Raw genomic sequence first — 19963 nt, 5'->3', positions numbered from 1 at the left:
CGCATACGTGCGGGCACGTGCGTTTTCGGCAGCATCTCATCAGGTAAATATGTAAGGTATTTTCTAAACACAAAAAATGTAGTATCCTGCATAATTATTAGGGAATATAGTACATGTGCAGGAAAGGGCTCAGGATGACACAAAATATTGTAAGTAGTTATATATATCGGGGGGGGGTGCATTTTCAGAGCTTTCGCATGGTGTCTGCGATAGCGAAAACGGCGACAGCGCGCATCGACGCGGACAGCGAGAAGAAAGCCGCGCATTCGTCTCGCGGTTAGCTGCGTTGTCTCGGCCAGCGCATGCGGGCGGGGCAGCCGCTACAGCACCTCCTAGATCACCGCAGGAAACGGGTACAACTTCGTTCGGGAAGCCGTACCCGTTCGCGTTTACGACGAAGGCCGCGCTTTTCGTGCATGTTTGCCCGCATCCGAATGATTGGGGCGGCCATGCGTGAAACCATGAAAGTGTGCCTCGATGTCAAGAAAAGCACCGACGCTCTTCTCAGGTCAGCCTACGGGAGCCTGACGGCTCGACAGTATCTCATTCTTGCGGCGGTTTCGGAATTCAGCGCTTCAGCCAGTTTGACTGAAGTTGCTCGCGAGAACCGCCTTTCCACGCAGGCTGCTCGGATGTTCGTCAACGAACTCGAACAGCAGGGCTTGCTCAACGTAGTCGGATCCCAATCGGATGACAAGCGTAAGATCACCATCCGCTTGACCGATTCGGGAGAAGAAATCATGAGGGCATGTCCCGAAAGCTATTCCGAAATCGATCACGAGCTCGTCAAGGAGCGGTTGAAGAAAATCATGTTCGACGCCGACCGTTTCTTCCAGGAATGGGCGTGTTCGTTTCGATGACGAATGCGCCATCGTGCGCTGCTTGCCGTCGGCTACAGGGTAACGAGATGAATTCACGTTGAAAGGAAACCTATGAACAAAAAAGCAATGCAACCATCGCGGGCGATGCGTTTTCTGCTCTCCGTAGTGCTCGCGTTCGGGCTCGTACCCGGGCTCGGCTTGGTATCGCCGCCGCACGCTGCGGCAGATGTGGGCGACGTACCGAACATGCAGCAGGGCGGCGCCCCTCAAGCCCCAAGCGACGAGGGTTTGCCCGAAAGCGAATCCCCCGAGTCCGGCGGAACCGGCTCTTCGGGTGTCGAGGAGGGAGACGTATCCGCAAACGATGCGCCTGCGAAGCCCGATGAACCGATTGCGACTCCCGAGGCGCTCGTCTCGCTCGCCGAGGCGCAGGACGGGGAAGTCGAGCTGCGTGCGGAAGCGGAAATCGATCTTTCCGCCTTGGCTGCGAACAGCACGATCGCCATCGACGAAACCAGCGTCGTTGCGGGCGGTTCGTCCGTTGCCCACGACGGCACGGTTGTCCTCAAGGGGTCTTCGGCGGCGTCGGATGCTACGGTAACGGTTGCGTCCTCCTTTCAGGGAACCATCGTCCTCGACGGCGTGAACCTGGAAAAGACCGACGCGTCCACGATGAGCCTTCAGCCTGGTGCGGTGGTGGACCTGCACGTGCGGGGCGCGGGAAACTCGATCAAAAACTCGGCAACAGCCGCAACGCGTTCCTATGCGGTGATCTCGGTACCTGCCGGTGCGGAACTGACCGTATCCGGCGAAACCGATTCGGGCACTGATTCCCTGGCAATCGAGGCGAACCATACCCGTGCGAACAGCTCGAGTGCCATAGTGACCTCGGGTGCCGTAATCGGCAGCGCGGCAAACACCGATTCGGGGCTGATAACGATCAAAAACGTAGCGCTTTTCGTAGCCGCGCAGACGGAGAACACCGCTACCGCGACGACTATGTATCCGGGTGCAGGGGTCAGAGGCGCGATCATCGGATCAGGCTATATCGGCGTTGCGGGCAGCATTTCAGTGAACGATGCGATCATCGATATCACGGCGACTCCGATCGTCGCCGGCAGCAATGCTGCGGGCGGCGTTAGCGGTGCGCTCATCGGTTCGGGCAGCGGCGATACGATGAACTACTCCACCATTGCGGTTACGTCGGGCGATATAACCATCGAGCGCTCCCAGGTAACTGCGATTGCAAAAGCGGCGCAAGGTTCGAATTCGGGTGCCGTCATCGGGTCGGGTGCCTACGGTTCGGCGGGGGGCACGATCCTGCTTTCCGACAGCACCGTCAAGGCCGTATCGGGTTCAAGCGGCACTGCGTACGGCGCCGCTATCGGCTCGGGCCGCTACGGAAGCGTTTCGGCCATTGAAATCGATGGAGGCGATGTGTTCGCGGTCGTCGAAGCGTCGGACGGAACCTACGGGGCGGGCATCGGATCGGGCGAGGGTAAGAATGCGACTACGAACCGCGTGTCGGTAGGTTCGATCCTCATCGACGGCAACCCGAGCGTTGTCGCGTCCTCGCAAGTACCGCGCGATAGTGCGACAACGCTGTTCGATACGGGGCTCGGGCTTGCGATTCCCACGTCTGCCTCGACGTCGGGTGCCGGCATCGGCGGCGGCAAGGATGCCGATGTGACGTCGATCGTCATCAACTCGGGAACGATCAAAGCGGCAAATCTCGCGGGTTCCGCGACGAACGGCGGGTTCTCCTTCGGCCCTGGCATCGGTGCCGGCGGACGGCACTCATCGGGCAAGGGAGGTGTTCTCGGTACCGTTACGATCAACGGCGGCATTGTCGAAGCGACCTCCAACGGGTGGACGTCGAACTCGCACGCCATCGGTGCGGGGGATGGCAGCAACCTGCGCAAAGGCACCGTGGTCATCAACGGCGGCACGGTGGTGGCGAAGTCGAAGCCAATCAATCCAACGGTGAGCAACGGCCGAAACGGCATTGGCGCCGAGTCGGTCGTCATCGACGGCGGATCGGTGTTTTCGGAGTACGGCGGGCAGAAGGACATTGGCATCATCGGATACGGGGATGGCAACTGGAAGAATAGCCAAGGAGCCCTTATCTTCCCGAGCGTCCTTTCGCTCGGCGCTGCCTCCGCTTCGGTAACGGCGGGTTCCATTGACGGCGTGGCATGTGCGGAGGTTCCGGGTGCCGGCGTGTACGGCATCAACGATGTGGTGTCGGATGCCGACGGCACGGTGTATCTCTGGCTTCCCGAGACCGGCGATGGCGAGGAAGGTTCCGTGGAATTGACGGCTCTCGATGCCGGCGCTTCCAAGGACTATGCCATCGAGTACGTGCGCAACAGCGCCGTCGACCGAAACATCTACGATCTGTCGAGCTGGAATGCCTATCATCCAGCTCCCATGACTCGCTATGTGACGGTTTCTTTCGTCACCAATACCGCTCAGGCGCTCGCCGACGAGCGGGTTGCCGTGGGCTCGCAGCTTGCGGAACCGTCCGGTCTTTCCAAGGAAGACCATACGCTTGCGGGGTGGCATACCGATCCGGGCTATGCAACGAAGTGGGATTTTGCCGATCCGGTTACCGAGGGAATGACCCTGTATGCGAAATGGGAGGCTCCGACAAGCCTTGACGTGCTGAACGTGGCGCGACTGTACGGGGCAGACCGCTTCGATACGTCCAAGAATGTGGCAACGTACGAGCGGGACATCGCCACCGAAAAGACGCTCATCATTGCGTCAGGGGCAGACCAGCATTTCCCCGATGCTTTAGCAGCAAGTTCGCTTTCAGGTGCTCACGATAATGCGCCGATCGTTTTATCCCAGCCCGATTACTTGGGCGATGCCGCGCGCTCGGTAGTGGAAGCTGCGCAGGCGGTGGAGAAGATATACATCATCGGAAGCGAGTACTCGGTGTCTGCCGAAGTGGAACAAGCGCTTGAAGCGCTGCATCCTGCGGCTGAAATAGTCCGCCTCGGTGGAGAAGGTCGTCAGCAGACCGCAGAGCTTATATACCAGGAACTCGGCTCGTCGGCATCGAAAACGGCTATCCTTGCCCGATCGATGGAATTTCCCGATTCGTTGTCGATTTCTCCCTGGGCGGCGGCCACGAACAGCCCGATATTCTTGAGCTCGTTTGACGAGCAGTCTTTCTTCCCGTCGACGCTCGACGCACTGCGGACGGGTGGATTCGATCGCGTGATCGTCCTCGGTGATGCATTTTCCATTCCCGAGTCGGCTGTCGAGTCAGTGCGGGCTGCGATGGGGCTTGCCGAAACGGATGTAATCCGATTGGGCGGAGACGACCGCATCGAGACCTCGCTTATCGTGGCCGAATGGGCTACCGATGCGGCGCGCGGTAATGCCGAGCGTCTGTCGTTCGATAAGCTTGCCGTAACGCGGGCCGATAAGCATGCCGATGCGCTTGCGGGCGGGGCACTCCAAGGGTTGCACGCCTCCGTCGTCCTGCTCACCCCGACGCATACCGTACACCAAGACGTGCTTGCGAAGATAGCCGCAGCATCCGACGATATATCCGAGATACGCTTCCTCGGCGACGAATATGCTATTGCCATCGATGTGGTGAAGGCTTACATAATGGCCATCCCTTGCGATGAGCATGCATGGAAGCCCGACGACTCGGTCCGCATCGATTTGAGTTAGGTGGCATAGGTACCGCATAACGCTCTGCGAGATTAGGCGCGTCCTTGGCGGCGCGCCTCTGCATGCGCCCGCCCTTTTGTGCCTTTCGTTGAAAAAAATACCCGCTGCCGAAAACCTTCTCGCGCTTTAGCCGATTGGAGTACAATGGACAGACTTATCAACCTGCGTGAATGCTCAGCATGATCTGCGAGAAGAAGGGACGTGGCAATGGCTGATCTAACCCCGGTCGACTACATCTGGAAAAACGGCGAGATGGTGCCGTGGGCAGAGGCCACTACGCACATTCTGTCCCACTCGCTCCACTACGGCTCGGGCGTATTCGAGGGCATCCGCTGCTATCAGGATCCCGACAGCAAGAAAAGCTACGTATTCCGTCTGCGCGATCATATGGAACGGCTCCACCGAAGCTGCAAGATGGTGCTCATCGACCTTCCCTATACGGTAGACGAGCTGTGCGATGCGACAGTCGAGCTCATCACGAAGAACAACCTGCCGGCCTGCTACATCCGCCCGGTCGTGTACCGCGGCTACGGCGTCATGGGCGTCGATCCTACGGGAGCCACCGTCGATGTCGCCATTGCCGTGTGGCCGTGGGACAGCTACCTTGGCGAAGACGCGCTCGAAAGCGGCGTTGCGGTGGGCGTGTCGTCGTGGCGCCAGCGCTCGAACAACGCTATCCCACCGGCGATCAAGGCCACGGCATCCTACATGAACTCGATCCTCGCCAAGCTCGAAGCGAAGCAGCACGGCTATGCCGAGGCGATCATGCTCAACGAGGCAGGCCTTGTGTGCGAGGGCACTGGCGAGAACCTGTTCGTCGTGCGCGACGGCATCCTTTCCACGCCCCCGCTTTCCGACGGGCTGCTCGAGGGGATCACGCGCGATACGGTGCTTTGCCTCGCTGATGATCTTGAGATTCCATCGGTTGAGGAAAGCTTGACCCGTGCAGATCTCTACATCGCCGACGAGGTGTTCATGACCGGATCTGCCGCAGAACTCACGCCCATCGGCAGCGTCGACGGCCGTGAGATCGGCAAGCCAGGCGAGGTTACCCGCGCGCTTCAGGAGCGCTTCTTCGACCTCGTATACGGACGCATTGAAGAGTACGCCGATTGGCTGACTGAAATTTAACACCTGCTTTCTCGAAGCGAAACCGCTTGTGCATCGCGTTGCGCCGTACAAAGCGGTTTCGCTTCTTCATGAGGCGAGCCGAGCCTATGCGATGCGCCCCGAATCTGCACGAATCTGTACGAATCCGAGCGAACCTGCGGAAACGATTATGACCGCACAGGCCTGCACGAACCTGTAAAGCCCGCACCCACCCGCAAGTGGCAGCACGAACCCGCCGATCAAGCAAGGAGCGATAAGCCGCATGGAACAGCGCATACTGACATACGACAGCACGCTACGCGACGGGGAGCAGAGCGAGGGCATTACCCTTTCGCTCGAAGACAAGCTGCGCATCGTCGAGCGGCTCGACGCGTTCGGCATCGATTACATCGAGGGAGGTTATCCCGCTTCGAACCCGAAGGACATCGCGTTCTTCAAGCGCGTTCAGGATATGGATCTTGCCCATGCGCAGATCGCCGCCTTCGGCTCGACGTGCAAGAAGGATACGGCTCCCGAAGACGATCAGGGTCTTGCCGATCTGCTCTCAAGCGGGGCACCTATCGTGACCATCGTGGGCAAGACGTGGGACGAGCAGGTGACCCGCGCTCTTCTGACTTCGCTCGATGAGAACCTGCGCATGATCGGCGAATCGGTTGCGTACCTGAAATCCCAAGGGGTGCGCGTCGTGTTCGACGCCGAGCACTTCTTCGACGGGTACAAGGCTAACGCCGAATACGCGCTTGCCTGCGTACGCGCGGCCAGCGACGCCGGTGCCGATTCGATCGATCTGTGCGAAACGAACGGGGGAGCGCTGCCGTTCGAGGTCGAAGAGATCGTCGCCGACGTGGTGAAGGCGCTGCCTGGGCAGCAGATCGGAATCCACTGCCACAACGATTCGGGATGCGCGGTTGCGAACACGCTTGCGGCGGTGCGCGCGGGGGCCGCTCAGGTGCAAGGTACCGTGAACGGGTTCGGCGAGCGCGTGGGAAACTGCGACATCCTCACGACCATCGCCGATCTCGAGCTGAAGATGGGCAGAACGACGGTGGGCCCCGAGAACCTCCGCGAGCTTACGGCCGTTTCCCAGTTCGTCGCTGAAACGTGCAACATGGCTGTACCGACGCATCATCCCTATACGGGGGCTTCGGCGTTCGCGCATAAGGGCGGGCTCCACGCAAGCGCTATCGCGCGGTTCCCCGAAGCCTACGAGCACACCGATCCGGAACGCGTGGGCAACACGACGCGCATGCTCGTGAGCGAACTTGCTGGAAAAGCGTCGCTTGTGAGCAAGGCGAAAAGCCTCGGGATCGATCTTTCCGACACCCCCGAAAAGACCCAGCAGATTCTCGACACCATCAAAAAGCGCGAACACGAGGGCTATTCCTACGAGGTGGCCGACGGCTCGCTCTACATGCTACTCCAGGCGCTGCTCGGTAATTTCAAGCCGCATTTCAGGCTCGAGAGCTTCCGCGTGATCGTCGATGATTACGAGGATTCGGGCGCACGCGCTAAAGACGCCATGAGCGAGGCCACCATCAAGATCCATGTGGGCGATCACCGCTTCGTGGCTACAGGCGAAGGAACCGGCCCGGTCGGTGCACTCGACACGGCGCTGCGCATGGCCATCACCGAGTTCTACCCCGAAGTCGCCGGTATCGAGCTCGTCGACTTCAAGGTGCGTATCCTCGACGAGAACGTAGGCACCGATGCCATCACGCGCGTCGTCATCACCTCGCGCGATGCGCACGGCGTGTGGGGCACCATCGGGGTATCCGAGAACATCATCGAGGCATCGTGGAACGCGCTCGTCGATTCGGTCGAATACGGACTCGCGAGAATGGGACGGTAAATGAGCGATCTCAGAACACCCGAAGTGGACAACCTCGCCTACGCGCTTGCCAAAATCGACGATCCCGATACCGTGTTCGCGCTGCTTGAGGACATGTGCACGATCCGCGAAATCAAGGAGACCTCCCAACGCCTCGATGTGGCAAGGCTTCTGGCCGGGGGAAAATCCTATTCGGTGATCGAGCAGATCACAGGCGCTTCCGCCACTACCATTGCGCGTGTGTCGAAATGTCTATCGTACGGCTCGGGAGGGTATGCGGCAGCGCTTGCCCTGCTCGACGAACGTGACGCCTGATACGGCGCGCCTTCCGGGCCCACTCCCGCTGGGCGGCTTTCCGCGTACCGGGTTCTGGCCCAGCAGCCTTCCGAGGCCCGCTTCGCGATTTATTGATAACTCCTTTCATATTTGCAGAATTCCTGTATTCTGGTAAGTAATTATATAATTACCGCTACACCAAGGTATTCGGTACGGTATATTACTATTCAGGAAGTATCAATTAAGATCTGCGGCCGAAAAAGGAGTGCGTCGGGTGTCGGGGAAGCGTAAAGAATCCAGGTATTATCGCGTATTCGACGACGCTCTGGCCTTGTCGGAATCGATCGAGCAAATGGGAAGAAAGCGGTTCGACGAACTGACGGGCAGGCAGGTCATCTTCTTAGCGATGATCTGCTCGTTCGATGCCCATCCTTCGCTTGGGGATATGGCACGCAAAGCGCGCTGCTCGCATCAGAATGCAAAAACCGTGCTCGCGGCGCTTCATGAGAAGGGTTTTCTCGAGTTCCAGCCCGATACGCGTGATCAACGCATCCTGCGCGTTCATCTTACCGATAAGGGTTCATCGGTCGGCCAACGCGCGCTCGGCGAACTCGAAAAGCTTGTCGAGGACATCGGTGAGAAAGTCGGGCCTGCGGATATCGAGGCCTTTACCGGCGTTATCGCCGAATTTTCGGCGGCATTCAGAGGTTCGTTCTCTTTGCTTGGGGATCCTTCTGCCGATCAAGAGGAAAAGCAGGCGACAGGGGCATAGCGCCTATCCGTTCGTCTCGATCCGCAAAAACCGACCCCTGAGCGCGACCGCTTAGTGATACCGCACCTCCCGCGCTATACTTGTCTTTTCACTGCAAAACCGACTGCATATGCGGGCTTCACCGTCGGATCTCTGCGACGGTGCGGCTTCTTCGCTGAGTGCGGCATACCGGGTGGGAGAACTCGATGGGGCAAAAACGTGGGAGTATGGCCGCTATGGCGACAGGCGAGAGCGGAAGCACACAGGAGTCTGCGCACAGCATCAAGTTCGTGCAGGATGCAGATGATGGGGGCTCTGGGGATGCTGCATGCGAAGGGAGCGCGCAGAAAGAGCGCGGCGGTTCGGTCAGGCGATTTCTCGCGCGTAAGAACATCGAGATATCCCCGAAACGATACGGGGTCGATGCGCTGTCTGCCATGGCGCAGGGCTTGTTCGCCTCATTGCTCATCGGCACCATCCTCTCCACGATCGGCGAGCAGGCAGGCATAGAGGCGCTTGTGGCCATCGGCTCCTTTGCGAAAGCGGCAACCGGGTTCGCCATGGCTGTATCGATTGGATTTGCGCTCCAATGCCCGCCGCTTGTTTTGTTCTCGCTCGCCGCCGTAGGAGGAGCAGCCAACGAACTTGGAGGCGCGGGCGGTCCGCTTGCCGTGCTCGTCGTGTGCATCTTCGCGGCAGAGGCGGGAAAAGCCGTTTCGGGGGAGACGAAGATCGACATTCTCGTTACCCCTATCGTCACCATTTTGGTCGGCGTGGGCTTGTCGCTGTGGTGGGCTCCCGGCATCGGGGCGGCGGCGAGCGCGGTCGGTGGCGCCATCATGTGGGCGACCGACTTGCAGCCATTTTTCATGGGCGTGATCGTGGCGGTGCTTGTGGGCGTCGCGTTGACGCTTCCCATCAGCTCGGCGGCCATCTGCGCAGCGCTCGGCCTCGCAGGGTTGGCGGGGGGCGCGGCGGTTGCGGGGTGCTGCGCTCAGATGATCGGTTTTGCGGTCATGAGTTTTCGCGAGAACGGGATTGGGGGCTTGTTCGCCCAAGGTATCGGGACCTCGATGCTCCAGATGGGCAACATCGTGAAGAATCCGCGCATCTGGATTCCGCCCATCATCGCGTCTGCCATCACCGGCCCGCTTGCAACATGTGTCTTCGGCCTGCAGATGAACGGTCCTGCCGTGGCTTCGGGTATGGGAACGTGCGGCCTTGTCGGGCAGATCGGCGTATACACCGGTTGGGTGAACGATGTGACGGCGGGCCTTAAGCCGGCGATAACGGCTCTCGATTGGGCGGGGCTTCTGCTCGTGTGCTTCGTGCTGCCTGCTGTGCTCACCTGGTTGATCGGGCTGCTGCTCAGGCGGCTTGGATGGATCAAGCCGGGAGATCTCACGCTCGATCTGTAAAGGCATGAGCGTCATACAGAAAACGCATTCGGCATGCTTGTATTCGCGGGTTTGGCGGCCGCTGGGTTTATGGGTGCCTCCGCTTATGCGATTAGACGCAGGAAGGGCTCACGTCGTCTTCCGGTCGATATGAGAGCTGCCGAAAGCATGCTGCGCTATGAGCGTTACCCGTCTGCAAGGCTCGGTGTCACCGTCGCGTTACCCGTCCGTCTAACCGCCGCGCGCCCTGTATGCGGCGGTTTTTTTGCGCTCTGAAACCATGATTGCCCTGCTTTCATTGTTACAGGGTTCCAACGTGCGCACTACGGCCCCCACACGAATTGTTGTCGGTAAAGTGTCCAATATAACAGCAGGTCAATGGGATGTTTTCGAGTCATCTTAGCGTCTATGAACGAGGAGAGAAGTGAGATAGGGTGGGCGTTAACACAACGATCAACCGCTTCCGCGAGTCCTCGAGGGCTTTGCGGACCGAAGAGAAAAGAGGACGGCATGGGAGCGATCAAACGCATTGCACTGCTCGTATTCGCGGTGGCAACTGTGCTCGGCGTCGGATATCTTGCGATCCTGTGGTTCGCATGGGGTCCGGTTATGCCCGCTGCGCTGTGGCTCGCCGATCAACAATGGTTCTTCATCGTCGAGGCGGTACTGCTCGGCATCGTGCTTGTGGGCACCATCGCGTTGCTCGTATGGGCAATCGCCGCACCGGGCACTTCGTCGCGTCTGCTCATCGAGCGTGCCGACGGCGAAGTGGACATCTCGAAAGACGCCATCGTTTCGACGGCGCGCAACACCGTCGAGGCGCATCGCGGTCTCACCGCAAAAGACATCCGCATGAAGATCGTCGGCAAGGGCGATCCGAAGCTGCGGCTGCGCATTAAGGTCGATCCAGGCCGCAACGGCATGCTCGAACAGCTCGGCAGCAGGCTTACCGACGAGGTTTCCGCATCGGTGAACGCGCTGACCGGCCATCCGATCGATAAGCTGCGCATCACGTTTGCGAAGCCGGATGTCGCCCACGCTAAAAACGGGTCGGTGAGCCAGACGGCGTACACGTCGAACTCCGCTTCTCAGGCTTATGCGCCTCAAAGCGCTGTACCGGTTTCTAACGTTTCGCAGGTATCGAACATGACGGTTGAAGAAATGGCAGACGAAGCCGTTGCGGGTTCCGAGGGAGCTTCCCTCAACACGGCCGCGGCGCTCGCACGATAGGAGGTCGAAGCAATGGCGCAAACAGCAACTATGCAAGCACCTGCGCAAGGTGCATCCGATACGAAGTTCTCGTATCCGCAGACGGCGCAGCAGTCGGCGTTGTCCGGGCCGCAGAACCAGGCGGCACAGGCGGCACAGGCGAACCAGAGTCAGGTATCGTCTCAGCAAAGCGCTGGGCAAACACCGGGTTCAAACACCGCATCCGGCACCGCGCAGCAGGACGGTGCCAAACAGGAAGAGCTCTTCCCGAACGCGAAGAAAGCGTGGTTCTCGTACTATCGCAACCACCGCAACCAAGTGATCTTCGCATCGGTCGGACTGCTCGTCGCAGCAGGATTTCTCATCATAGGCTTTTGGCCAACTCTGCTTTTGGCAGTGTTCATAACCGCAGGTGTTCTCTACGGACGCTACAAGGACGGCGACCGTAAAACGGTAGCCACCGTACAGGGCATCATCAGCAGGTTGGATTAGTTACAGCATCAATGCACCCCTACGAAAGGAGCTAGAAATGGCACAGGAAATGAACGGCAGCACCATGAATCAATCAATGCAGGACGGTCAGCGCATGCAGACCTCCCAGCAGAGTGAACCCGAGTACAAGCTCGTCATCGACGAGGTCGTTGTCGAGAAGATCGCCTCGTACGCGACGCAGAAGATCGACGGCATCGTCGAGATGAAGGGCAACCTGCTCTCCACTATCCAGGAAGGCCTCGGCGGCAACGATCGCACGAAGGGCGTTAACGCCGATGTGGAAGACGACGACAAGCGCGCTTCGGTCGATCTGTCCATCATCCTCGAATACGGCAAGTCCGCCGTCGAGGTATTCGACCGCATCAAGAAGGTTGTCGGCAAGAGCATCAAAGAGATGACCGGACTCGACGTCGATGAAATGACCGTGCATGTAGTGGACGTCATGACGCGCGAAGAGTACAAAGAGAAGCAGGGTAACAACAACTCCCAGCAAACGAAAGCTGCATAAGCTCCGAAGCAAATCCAGCGCCGGGTTCGAACCGGCGCTTTCTCGATACCGGGTCCCGCATGTGCGGGGCCCCCGTACAAGTCCAGCGCTTGAGCAAGGGCGTTTGAGAAAGGAGCCGAATATGGTGTACAAAACAGGAGAAAAGCCCGGACAAGGGAAGTACCGCTGCCTAAACTGCGGGCAGATCGTTGAACTCAAGAGTGACGACGACGAGCTTCCCCCTTGCCCGAACTGCCATCATGAGGAGTTCGAAAAGGTTTCGTAAAGCCGATCGGCAGGATAAACCATCGAAGCGAGGGGCTGTTCGCAAGGCAGTCTCTCGCTTCTGCTATGATAGGCGAAAACGAACGGCGCCGATTACCATCGACGCAGATAGCGAAGGAGCCCTTCATGCCACAGACCCTGTTCGTGAACGCCTGCATGCGCAAAGAGCTGTCGCGCACGCTTACGCTCGCCCGCGCATACCTTGCCGACAAAGAAAACGTTTTCGAAGTCGACCTTGCAACGCTTGGCCTTCTGCCGCTCGACGGCGAAACGGCAGCGCGCAGGGCCGATCTCCAGAAGGCGGGCGCATGGGACGATCCCATTTTCGATCTGGCCAAGCAGTTTGCGTCAGCCGACGAAATCGTGATTGGCGCACCGTATTGGGACCTTTCGTTTCCGGCGGCGCTTAAGGTCTATATCGAGCATGCCTCGGTGTGCGACATCGCATTTCACTATACCGAGCAAGGCCAGGCAGAAGGCATCTGCAAAGCGACCAGCCTCACCTACATCACCTCGTGCGGCGGATTCGTCGAGGGCGCGAACTACGGCTACGAGTACCTCTGCGGTATCGCGAAGATGTTCGGCATTCCCGAAACGCGCTTTGTTGCAGCCGAGGGTCTCGATGTGGTCGGGCTCGATGTCGAGGCGCAGATGCAAAAGGCGCTCGACACCATCGCAAAACTGAACGGGCGGTAGAGTGCCGAGTATGCTACCCTACTCGCTACATCGAACCAGGTGCGCAACCGCGCACCGTTCGCAACTGATTCGAGGAGCATCATGAAGAAACTGCTCATCGTTGTGGATTACCAGAACGATTTCGTAGACGGAACGCTCGGCTTTCCGGGAGCCGAGCTCTTGGAAGAACGCATTGCGGCCAAAATCGACGAGTACCGCGAAGCGGGTAACGACATCTGCTTTACGCTCGACATGCACGGCAAATCTTACCTCGACACGCTCGAAGGTACGAACCTTCCCGTGGAGCACTGCATCGAAGGTACGCCGGGATCCGACCTGTACGGATCGATCGCCGAGCGTGTGGGCGCGTGCGACCTCGTATTCGAAAAGCCCACGTTCGGTTCTAAAGAGCTGTTTTACCGTCTAGCGGGCATTCAGAAAGCAGCCGACGAAGTAGGCACGAAGCCGTTCGCGAGCATCGAGCTCGTGGGCCTTGTGTCGAATATCTGCGTGATCGCAAACGCCGTGCTGGCTAAAACGGCGTGTCCCGAAGTCCCCATCATCGTCGACGCTTCATGCACCGATTCGTTCGACAGAGCGCTGCAGGACAAGGCGTTCGATGTGATGGAAGGCTTGCAGATTCAGGTGATCAACCGCTAAGCGCCTCGGGCGTGCGGGTTCTCTCGACGCGGTTCGCTAGCAGCGTTGGAGTTCGTTGCGCGCGTCGCGGGCGAACGACTCCAGGATCAGCTGGCAACGCGTGCCGATGGGCGTCGTGTTCCCTTCGAGAAATGCGGCGACGTCGGCGATGGGAAGCGTGAACACCTCGATGAACTCAGACGGTTCGGGTTCGGCCTCGCGTTTTTTCTGCACGAACGCATACACCACCTGCACGCTTTCTTCCGTAAGGCCCGTTGACGAATAGCCCGCCTGGGGCAGCGCATGGTATTTCACCGTACCGTCGACAAGAGCCAGGCCGTACCCCGTTTCCTCTCGGAGCTCGCGCTCGAGGCAGGTTGCAAGATCCTCGTCTTCCTCGATGAGGCCCGCAGGAAACGCGATGCACCAACTGTTGAGCGGATAGCGGAATTCGCGAATCAGCACGAGCTCGTCTTCGGCCGTGCGCGGAACGATGCAAATCGCGTCGGGCGCCTGCGCGCCGCTTCCCGCGCGTTCGAGTTCGCGGCGGTACGCTTCCATTCCTTTTCGCGAGACCGATTCGTACGAGTACAAACTGCCGTCGGGCAGCGTATAGGTCAGGTTGTATTTTTTGATCCATCCGTCGCTTACCTGCTCGATGTCGTGCAGGGTCGGGGTTTGCTTTGGCGCGGGTGCGGTGCTCATGGCTCCTCCTAGAAATCGAAGACGTCGCCGACGTTGGCGGCGATGCAGAGATCGGCTTGACGATCGCGCGGCGTGGGCGTGCGGTTGATGATGACGAGGTGGCTGCCGGCGAAATAGTCGATCAAACCTGCGGCCGGGTATACGGCAAGCGAGGTGCCTGCTACGATGAGCATATCGGCCTTCGCGATGGCCTCCACGGATGCCTGAAGCACCTGCTGGTCGAGCGCCTCTTCGTACAAAACGACGTCGGGCTTGACGATACTACCGCATGTGGGGCAGCGGGGAATGCCGTCTTCTGATTGTTCGTGTAGGCCAAGCACGTCTTCGGCCGAATACGCATCGCCGCACTGCATGCAGAAGTTTCGCAGCACGCTTCCGTGGAGTTCGTACACCGTTTCGCTTCCCGCAGCCTGATGGAGGCCGTCTATGTTCTGCGTGATGACGGCGCGAACGATGTCAGCGCGTTCGAGTTGGGCGAGCTTGCGGTGGGCCTGGTTCGGTTTCGCATCGGTAAACACCATGCGGTCGCAATAGAAATCGAAGAAATCGGCAGGATGCTCGTCGAAAAACGTTCGGCTGATCATGGTTTCGGCGGGATAGGGGTACGTCTTCGTGAACAGCCCGTCGGGGCTGCGAAAATCAGGGATACCGCTTTCGGTTGAGACCCCTGCGCCGCCGAAGAACACCACGCTCTCGGGCGGAGCTTCGGCTATCCAGGTTCGGAAGGTTTCGATTGATCGATCCGTTTCGGGCTGAGCCATGGCAATGCACCCATCTGACATCGAGGACTTCTGTACGTATGCGCGCAGGGCCTATGATAGCAAAAACAGATGGGTAGCGGATAACACCGCCTCGGCGCGTCTATGCCGAGGCGGTGCGCTACGGAGTTATTCGAGTCCAGCGAGCTGTCGCCCGACGAGGTAGCCGAACGTCATACAGCGTCCGAGGCTGTTGCCTGCGTAACGGGTGCTGTACTGATTGGCGTAAAAATCTCCAGCAGCAAGGCCGATGGCGTACAGGCCCTCGACGGGAGTTTCCTCGGCGCTTAGCACCTCGGATTTTGCATTCACATGAAGCCCGCCCATGGAGGCAAGCGAAGCCGGGGCTGTGTAGATGGTAGCGAAATACGGACCGGTAAGTTCATGGAGCTCTTCAGGCTTCTTGTGAAACGCCTCATCGAGGCCTTGGGAGCAGAATCCGTTGTACTCGTCCACCGTTGCTTTGAGTGCGTCTGCGGGAAGGTCGTACGCTTCGGCTATCTCATCGAGGCTATCGGCTTTCATGAAGATGCCTTGTTCAACGAGGCCTTCCCATTTTTCCAAGAGCTGTTCGGGTGTCGCTTTCCAAGAAAGATCATCTGCTCGGTACGAGATGGCCGGCAGCTGTTCTGCATAATCGGCGTTCCAGATAGCGCACATGGTTGCACCAGGCTGGTTGAACTGAGCGGCTGCCATATTGGATTGGCCTGCCGTCTCATCGATAAAGCGGTTGCCAAGCTTGTTCACCAGTACGTTTTTGATACAGTTGGTCGAGCCCCAGAACATCATCGGGGGATGGTCTCCGTTGGCCTGCATGGTACCGCCAGCCCAGAGCGCTTGTTTGATCCCCGATCCATCGCCCATGTTGAACAAGGGAACTTCGGCTCCGCACGGGTTGTTGGCAATAGTCGGGCAGAAGTGGGCGTGCATATCGGGATCCTGGTCGTAGGTTCCTGTGGCGATGACGACGCCTTTCGTGCCGACGAACTTCTTGTACGTACCGTCGGAATCGGAGGCGATCACTCCGATGACGCGACCCGAATCGTCTTTTACCAGTTGCTCAGACGTATGCTTGAAATGCACGGATGCGCCTTTGGATTGGATGTGCTCCAGCAAAGCTTTGAGCAGATCGATTTCGGGAACGAAACCAAGGCCCAAATCTCCGTTATAGGGATCGTTGTCGATGCCGTTCGCGGGCTCATTTTCGCCGCCGATGAACAGAATGGTTCCCGGATAGATTTTCGTGATCGGCTCGTCGTCGGAGTGTTGGAGGACAGGATAGAGTCCATAGGGTTCGACAATGTCGGCGAACCAGTCTGCCGCTTCGCCTGAGCGGTTCGCCCAGGTCCATACTGCGGTGCCATCTACTTTGTCGTTTGCAATGTTCAGGAAATCCTTAACGGCTCTGTCGACATCGACTTCTTGCCCCAGCTTTCGCTGTGCGGCGGAGTTGAATACGAAGTGAGAACCGCCGTTCGCGTTGAACGTTTCGTTGCGCTCGAGGACTGCTACCGACAATCCGTTTTCGACAGCCGATGCGGCCGCATAGGTTCCCGAAGCGCCCAACCCTACGATGACGACATCTTGTTCGATGGTTTCGGAAACGGTGTTTTCATCGATGTCGCCGGGATAGACTTCCCAGGGATGCTTGCCGTCGGCTGTAGTTGCTTGCGACGCGGCTCCCTTCGTTGCGTCCGAGGCGGGCGCTGGCTGTGCGCACCCGGCAAGCCCTGCCGCTGCTAGGGTGCCTGCTGCCATGCTTCCGACAAGAAAACTGCGACGAGTTAGATTCTTTTCCATGATTCCCTCCGAATAGTAGTTTGGCCGATATATGCGGCTCGTCGAAAACGGCGAGCTTTCCGAAAGACCGTACCGAGGAAACGGGTTCTTGACTATCGTCGATACACCCCGATTCGTGCAATATCATGTGATTCACGTGATAAGGAATCGTCGTCCTCATGGCATACAATTGCCATGGGAGGTATGCCATGAAAAAACTAAACCACAATCAGCGGAATACTTCTGCCGTGTTGCTTCCGACGCGGCATATATCCGACCTTGGGTGGGGCTTCATCGTCGCATGGGGGATATCCATCATTTTCACCGGTACGTTTACGCATGACGATGCCTCGAACCTCGGGGTATTCTGGTTTACCTCTATGCTCGGCGCTCCGGTCGGATTGCTCGCATTCTTCTTTCTCAAAGATCCATTGAGCAACCGAAAGATGCGGGATATGCTTCATCTTCTCGCGCTTGCAGGCATGGTTGTCGGAACGGCAATGCTCGCTTTATCGCTGTACTCCGATGAGGCGTTGTCCGTTGCGCTGCAAATCATTGGGGGGATCGTCTCTTCGCTCGGCACGGCTGTGTATACGATTCTCTGGGGTACGTATTATACGTCGCTCGATATGCAGAGAATCGAACGTTCGGCAGCCTATTCGCTGATACTCGCGTTTGCGTGCTACGCGTGCGTACTCGTTTTGCCCGAACCGTTTGCCATTGTGCTTATAGCGTGCTTTCCCTTCTTCTCAACGCTTTTCCTGCGGGGAGGCGAAGGTTCGTCAGGGCAAGGCGCCGAGACGGACGGCACCCGGTCCCCTTCGCATTTCAATGTGCGAAGCTTTGTGAGAATCGGCCTCGGCGTAGTAGGCGCAACGGCTACTATCTCGCTGTTTTGGAGCATGGTCAACAACGGAACCGTTCCGTTGCCCCATACGCTTTTCGAGGCTTCCGTGCTTTCGGGAACGGCGGTAGCGGTGCTGCTCATGGTGTATATGACCCGGTTTTCCCGATCGCTCAACTTAGGGACGTTGTACCGTTGGGTGCTGCCGCTTGTGGCTGCTGCATTTGCTTTGCTGTTCATGCCGGGGACCATTTCGGTTCTTGTGGCATGCCTGCTTGCGTTCGCGGCTCAGGCACTTTTGAACCTGCTCACATTTGTGTACTTCGCAGAGCTTGCGAAGCGAACGAATGCGCCTCCGTACCGGGTGTTCGGACTCGGCCGCTTTTTTCTCGAGGTGGGATTTCTCATAGGTATCGTGGTCACGCCGGCTGCAATGCTGTTCGTCGACGCAACCGGTTCTTATCACGGTGTTTTCGCGATTGCGCTCGCAATCCTCATCGTGCTCGTTATGAGTTCGGTTGCGATTCAGGACAGGCTTGCATTTACGCTTGAAGATAGGGAAAATACGCCATCGACGAGCGGAACCGATGCCCTCGAAGCTGCGTGCGATACGGTTGGGATGCGCTACCGCATGACCAATCGCGAGCGGGAAATCCTCGCCTATCTTGCACAAGGCTATTCGCTTCCCTATATTCGCAACGAACTGTACATCGCGCAATCCACTATCGATACACACGTGCGCCATATCTACAAAAAGATGGGCATACACTCGAAAGAGGAGCTTATTACCGAGGTCCGCGATACTATGGAGTGAGCAGATCGTCCTCAAGACTGCAGCGTGGGCGTCGGCTGGGGGCGGCTTCAGCCTGGCACGCATGGCTGTTTGCTAAAAAAACGAGCCGGTGTTGGCGTGGCTACATCACATACGTGTTGCCGCAATGACGATCGGCCTACACGCAAAAAAACGGGGACAGCATCTCTGCTGTCCCCGGGAGGTAGAGCCGCAGCCAATAGGCGCGGCATGAACCTGCTAGCCCTCGATCGAGATGACCTTTTTGGTATCCTCTTCTTTGGGCTGTTCTTTCTTCGGGACCGTGATCTTCAACAGACCGTCTTCGAACTTCGCTTTGATGTCGTCTTCCGAGATGTCGTCTCCGACGTAGAACTTGCGGCTGCACGTGCCGCTGAAGCGTTCCTTGCGGATGAACGTGCCTTCGTCGTTCTTCTCTTCTTTCGATGATTCGGTCGAAGCGCTTACGCTCAGGTAGCCGTTTTTCAATTCGGCGGTTACATCGTCTTTCTTGAATCCCGGAAGATCGATGGTGAGCTCGTAACCTCCGTCGGTTTCCTTGATATCGGTCTTCATGAGCGTGGGCGAGGGCTTGGCCATTGCCGTTGCGTTGTCGAGAAACGTTTCGAAGGGATCGAGCATCAGGCCGTTGATGAGATCTTTAGGACGACGTGCTGGTACTAACATGGCGATCATCTCCATTCTTCTTACGCGGGCTGCATCGAAATGGCATCGCTTGTCATGGGGGTGCCCGCTTTGCTGGTTACATATATACCTATACTGCGCGCGAGCTCAGCAGTCAACAAATTGCGGATAAGGGTAACCGTTTTGTTACGTTGAGCTGGGAACATGGTACAATGAGTTCATGAAACCATCACGCGACATAGTCCCATCCGAAGACGCACGTTTAACCGTCGGAATCATCTCCGATACTCACGGGCAGCTCGACCCGAAAGCCTACGCGGCACTCGCCGAATGCGACCGCATCATCCATGCAGGCGACATAGGAGGTCCTGCGATTTTGCACGAGCTCGAGACGCTCGCGCCCGTAACGGCGGTGCTCGGCAACAACGACTACGACGAGTACGGCTCAGAGGTCGGACGGTTCGCGCATCCGGTCATCGGCGGTGTGCGCTTTTTGGTGGCACACTATCCGCGCGATGTGCGCATCGGTTTCAACGGAAGCGGGGCATTAGCACCCGGCGATCCGATTCCGCAGGTATGCGTCCATGGGCACACGCATGTGCCCGAGCTCGTCATGGGCAAAGAGGCGCGTCCGGCCGAGTTCCTCATATGCCCGGGCGCAGCGTTTCGTCCGCGCGGTGGTTTTCCGCGTTGCATCGGGCGTATGACGATCGAGGCTGGCCGTATTCATACGGTGCGTATCGAATCGCTCGATGGGAGGGTCGTGTTCGAGGCGTAGGAGT

The 19963-nt window shown here is 58.3% G+C and carries 19 protein-coding genes; 15 read left to right on the top strand and 4 right to left on the bottom strand.

Annotated features, from left to right (window positions below):
- Nucleotides 1-449: 449 nt before the first annotated feature.
- The 13 genes from FJE54_RS02000 (at nt 450) to FJE54_RS01940 (ending at nt 13681) form a co-directional block, all read left to right on the top strand.
- Nucleotides 450-860 carry a MarR family transcriptional regulator gene (locus FJE54_RS02000; protein ID WP_139651019.1) on the top strand — a complete coding sequence of 137 codons (411 nt, stop codon included), beginning with the start codon at nt 450-452 and terminating at the stop codon, nt 858-860.
- A gap of 72 nt (nt 861-932) precedes the next feature.
- Nucleotides 933-4511, top strand: coding sequence for a cell wall-binding repeat-containing protein (locus FJE54_RS01995; protein ID WP_139651017.1), 3579 nt, complete (start codon nt 933-935; stop codon nt 4509-4511).
- 207 nt (nt 4512-4718) lie between these two features.
- A complete protein-coding gene (locus FJE54_RS01990) occupies nt 4719-5642 on the top strand; it encodes a branched-chain amino acid transaminase (protein ID WP_139651015.1) in 924 nt (307 codons plus the stop codon).
- A 241-nt stretch (nt 5643-5883) separates the two neighbouring features.
- A complete protein-coding gene (cimA, locus tag FJE54_RS01985) occupies nt 5884-7470 on the top strand; it encodes a citramalate synthase (protein WP_139651013.1) in 1587 nt (528 codons plus the stop codon).
- The gene (locus tag FJE54_RS01980) at nt 7471-7764 is read left to right on the top strand and encodes a YerC/YecD family TrpR-related protein (RefSeq protein WP_139651011.1); all 294 of its coding nucleotides are present in this window, start codon (nt 7471-7473) and stop codon (nt 7762-7764) included.
- 235 nt (nt 7765-7999) lie between these two features.
- Nucleotides 8000-8497, top strand: coding sequence for a MarR family winged helix-turn-helix transcriptional regulator (locus FJE54_RS01975; protein ID WP_139651009.1), 498 nt, complete (start codon nt 8000-8002; stop codon nt 8495-8497).
- Between the two features lie 185 nt (nt 8498-8682).
- Nucleotides 8683-9894, top strand: coding sequence for a PTS sugar transporter subunit IIC (locus FJE54_RS01970; protein WP_255467171.1), 1212 nt, complete (start codon nt 8683-8685; stop codon nt 9892-9894).
- Nucleotides 9895-10383: 489 nt separating this feature from the next.
- Nucleotides 10384-11103, top strand: a complete 720-nt coding sequence (amaP, locus tag FJE54_RS01965) for an alkaline shock response membrane anchor protein AmaP (RefSeq protein ID WP_180326504.1) — start codon at nt 10384-10386, stop codon at nt 11101-11103.
- 12 nt (nt 11104-11115) lie between these two features.
- Complete coding sequence (locus tag FJE54_RS01960; RefSeq protein ID WP_218971884.1) at nt 11116-11574, top strand: DUF2273 domain-containing protein; 459 nt, start codon at nt 11116-11118, stop codon at nt 11572-11574.
- A gap of 37 nt (nt 11575-11611) precedes the next feature.
- A complete protein-coding gene (locus tag FJE54_RS01955; RefSeq protein WP_139651005.1) occupies nt 11612-12082 on the top strand; it encodes an Asp23/Gls24 family envelope stress response protein in 471 nt (156 codons plus the stop codon).
- A 61-nt stretch (nt 12083-12143) separates the two neighbouring features.
- Entirely contained in the window at nt 12144-12347 is a 204-nt protein-coding gene (locus tag FJE54_RS01950; protein WP_255467170.1) for a zinc ribbon-containing protein, read from the top strand.
- Between the two features lie 125 nt (nt 12348-12472).
- Nucleotides 12473-13042: an NAD(P)H-dependent oxidoreductase gene (locus FJE54_RS01945; protein ID WP_139651001.1), complete on the top strand. Its 570-nt coding sequence runs from the start codon at nt 12473-12475 to the stop codon at nt 13040-13042.
- An 81-nt stretch (nt 13043-13123) separates the two neighbouring features.
- Nucleotides 13124-13681, top strand: coding sequence for a cysteine hydrolase family protein (locus FJE54_RS01940; protein ID WP_139651000.1), 558 nt, complete (start codon nt 13124-13126; stop codon nt 13679-13681).
- A gap of 36 nt (nt 13682-13717) precedes the next feature.
- Here FJE54_RS01940 and FJE54_RS01935 read toward each other — a convergent pair whose 3' ends face one another.
- From FJE54_RS01935 to FJE54_RS01925, 3 genes are all read right to left on the bottom strand, one after another.
- A complete protein-coding gene (locus FJE54_RS01935) occupies nt 13718-14365 on the bottom strand; it encodes an NUDIX hydrolase (protein ID WP_139650998.1) in 648 nt (215 codons plus the stop codon).
- An 8-nt stretch (nt 14366-14373) separates the two neighbouring features.
- Nucleotides 14374-15147, bottom strand: coding sequence for an NAD-dependent protein deacylase (locus tag FJE54_RS01930; RefSeq protein WP_255467169.1), 774 nt, complete (start codon nt 15145-15147; stop codon nt 14374-14376).
- A 105-nt stretch (nt 15148-15252) separates the two neighbouring features.
- The gene (locus FJE54_RS01925) at nt 15253-16923 is read right to left on the bottom strand and encodes an FAD-dependent oxidoreductase (RefSeq protein WP_139650996.1); all 1671 of its coding nucleotides are present in this window, start codon (nt 16921-16923) and stop codon (nt 15253-15255) included.
- A gap of 188 nt (nt 16924-17111) precedes the next feature.
- Here FJE54_RS01925 and FJE54_RS01920 point away from each other — a divergent pair, with 188 nt between their 5' ends.
- Nucleotides 17112-18560, top strand: a complete 1449-nt coding sequence (locus FJE54_RS01920; RefSeq protein WP_180326503.1) for a response regulator transcription factor — start codon at nt 17112-17114, stop codon at nt 18558-18560.
- Between the two features lie 216 nt (nt 18561-18776).
- Here FJE54_RS01920 and FJE54_RS01915 read toward each other — a convergent pair whose 3' ends face one another.
- Entirely contained in the window at nt 18777-19229 is a 453-nt protein-coding gene (locus FJE54_RS01915; protein ID WP_139652174.1) for an Hsp20/alpha crystallin family protein, read from the bottom strand.
- 172 nt (nt 19230-19401) lie between these two features.
- Between FJE54_RS01915 and FJE54_RS01910 the strand changes: the two genes are divergently transcribed.
- Entirely contained in the window at nt 19402-19959 is a 558-nt protein-coding gene (locus tag FJE54_RS01910; RefSeq protein ID WP_139650992.1) for a metallophosphoesterase family protein, read from the top strand.
- Nucleotides 19960-19963: the final 4 nt, after the last annotated feature.

The organism is Raoultibacter phocaeensis, assembly GCF_901411515.1.
GTDB classification, from domain to species: Bacteria; Actinomycetota; Coriobacteriia; order Coriobacteriales; family Eggerthellaceae; genus Raoultibacter; species Raoultibacter phocaeensis.
Note: the sequence above shows the minus strand (reverse complement) of the source record. Positions and strands in the feature narration are given on the sequence as shown.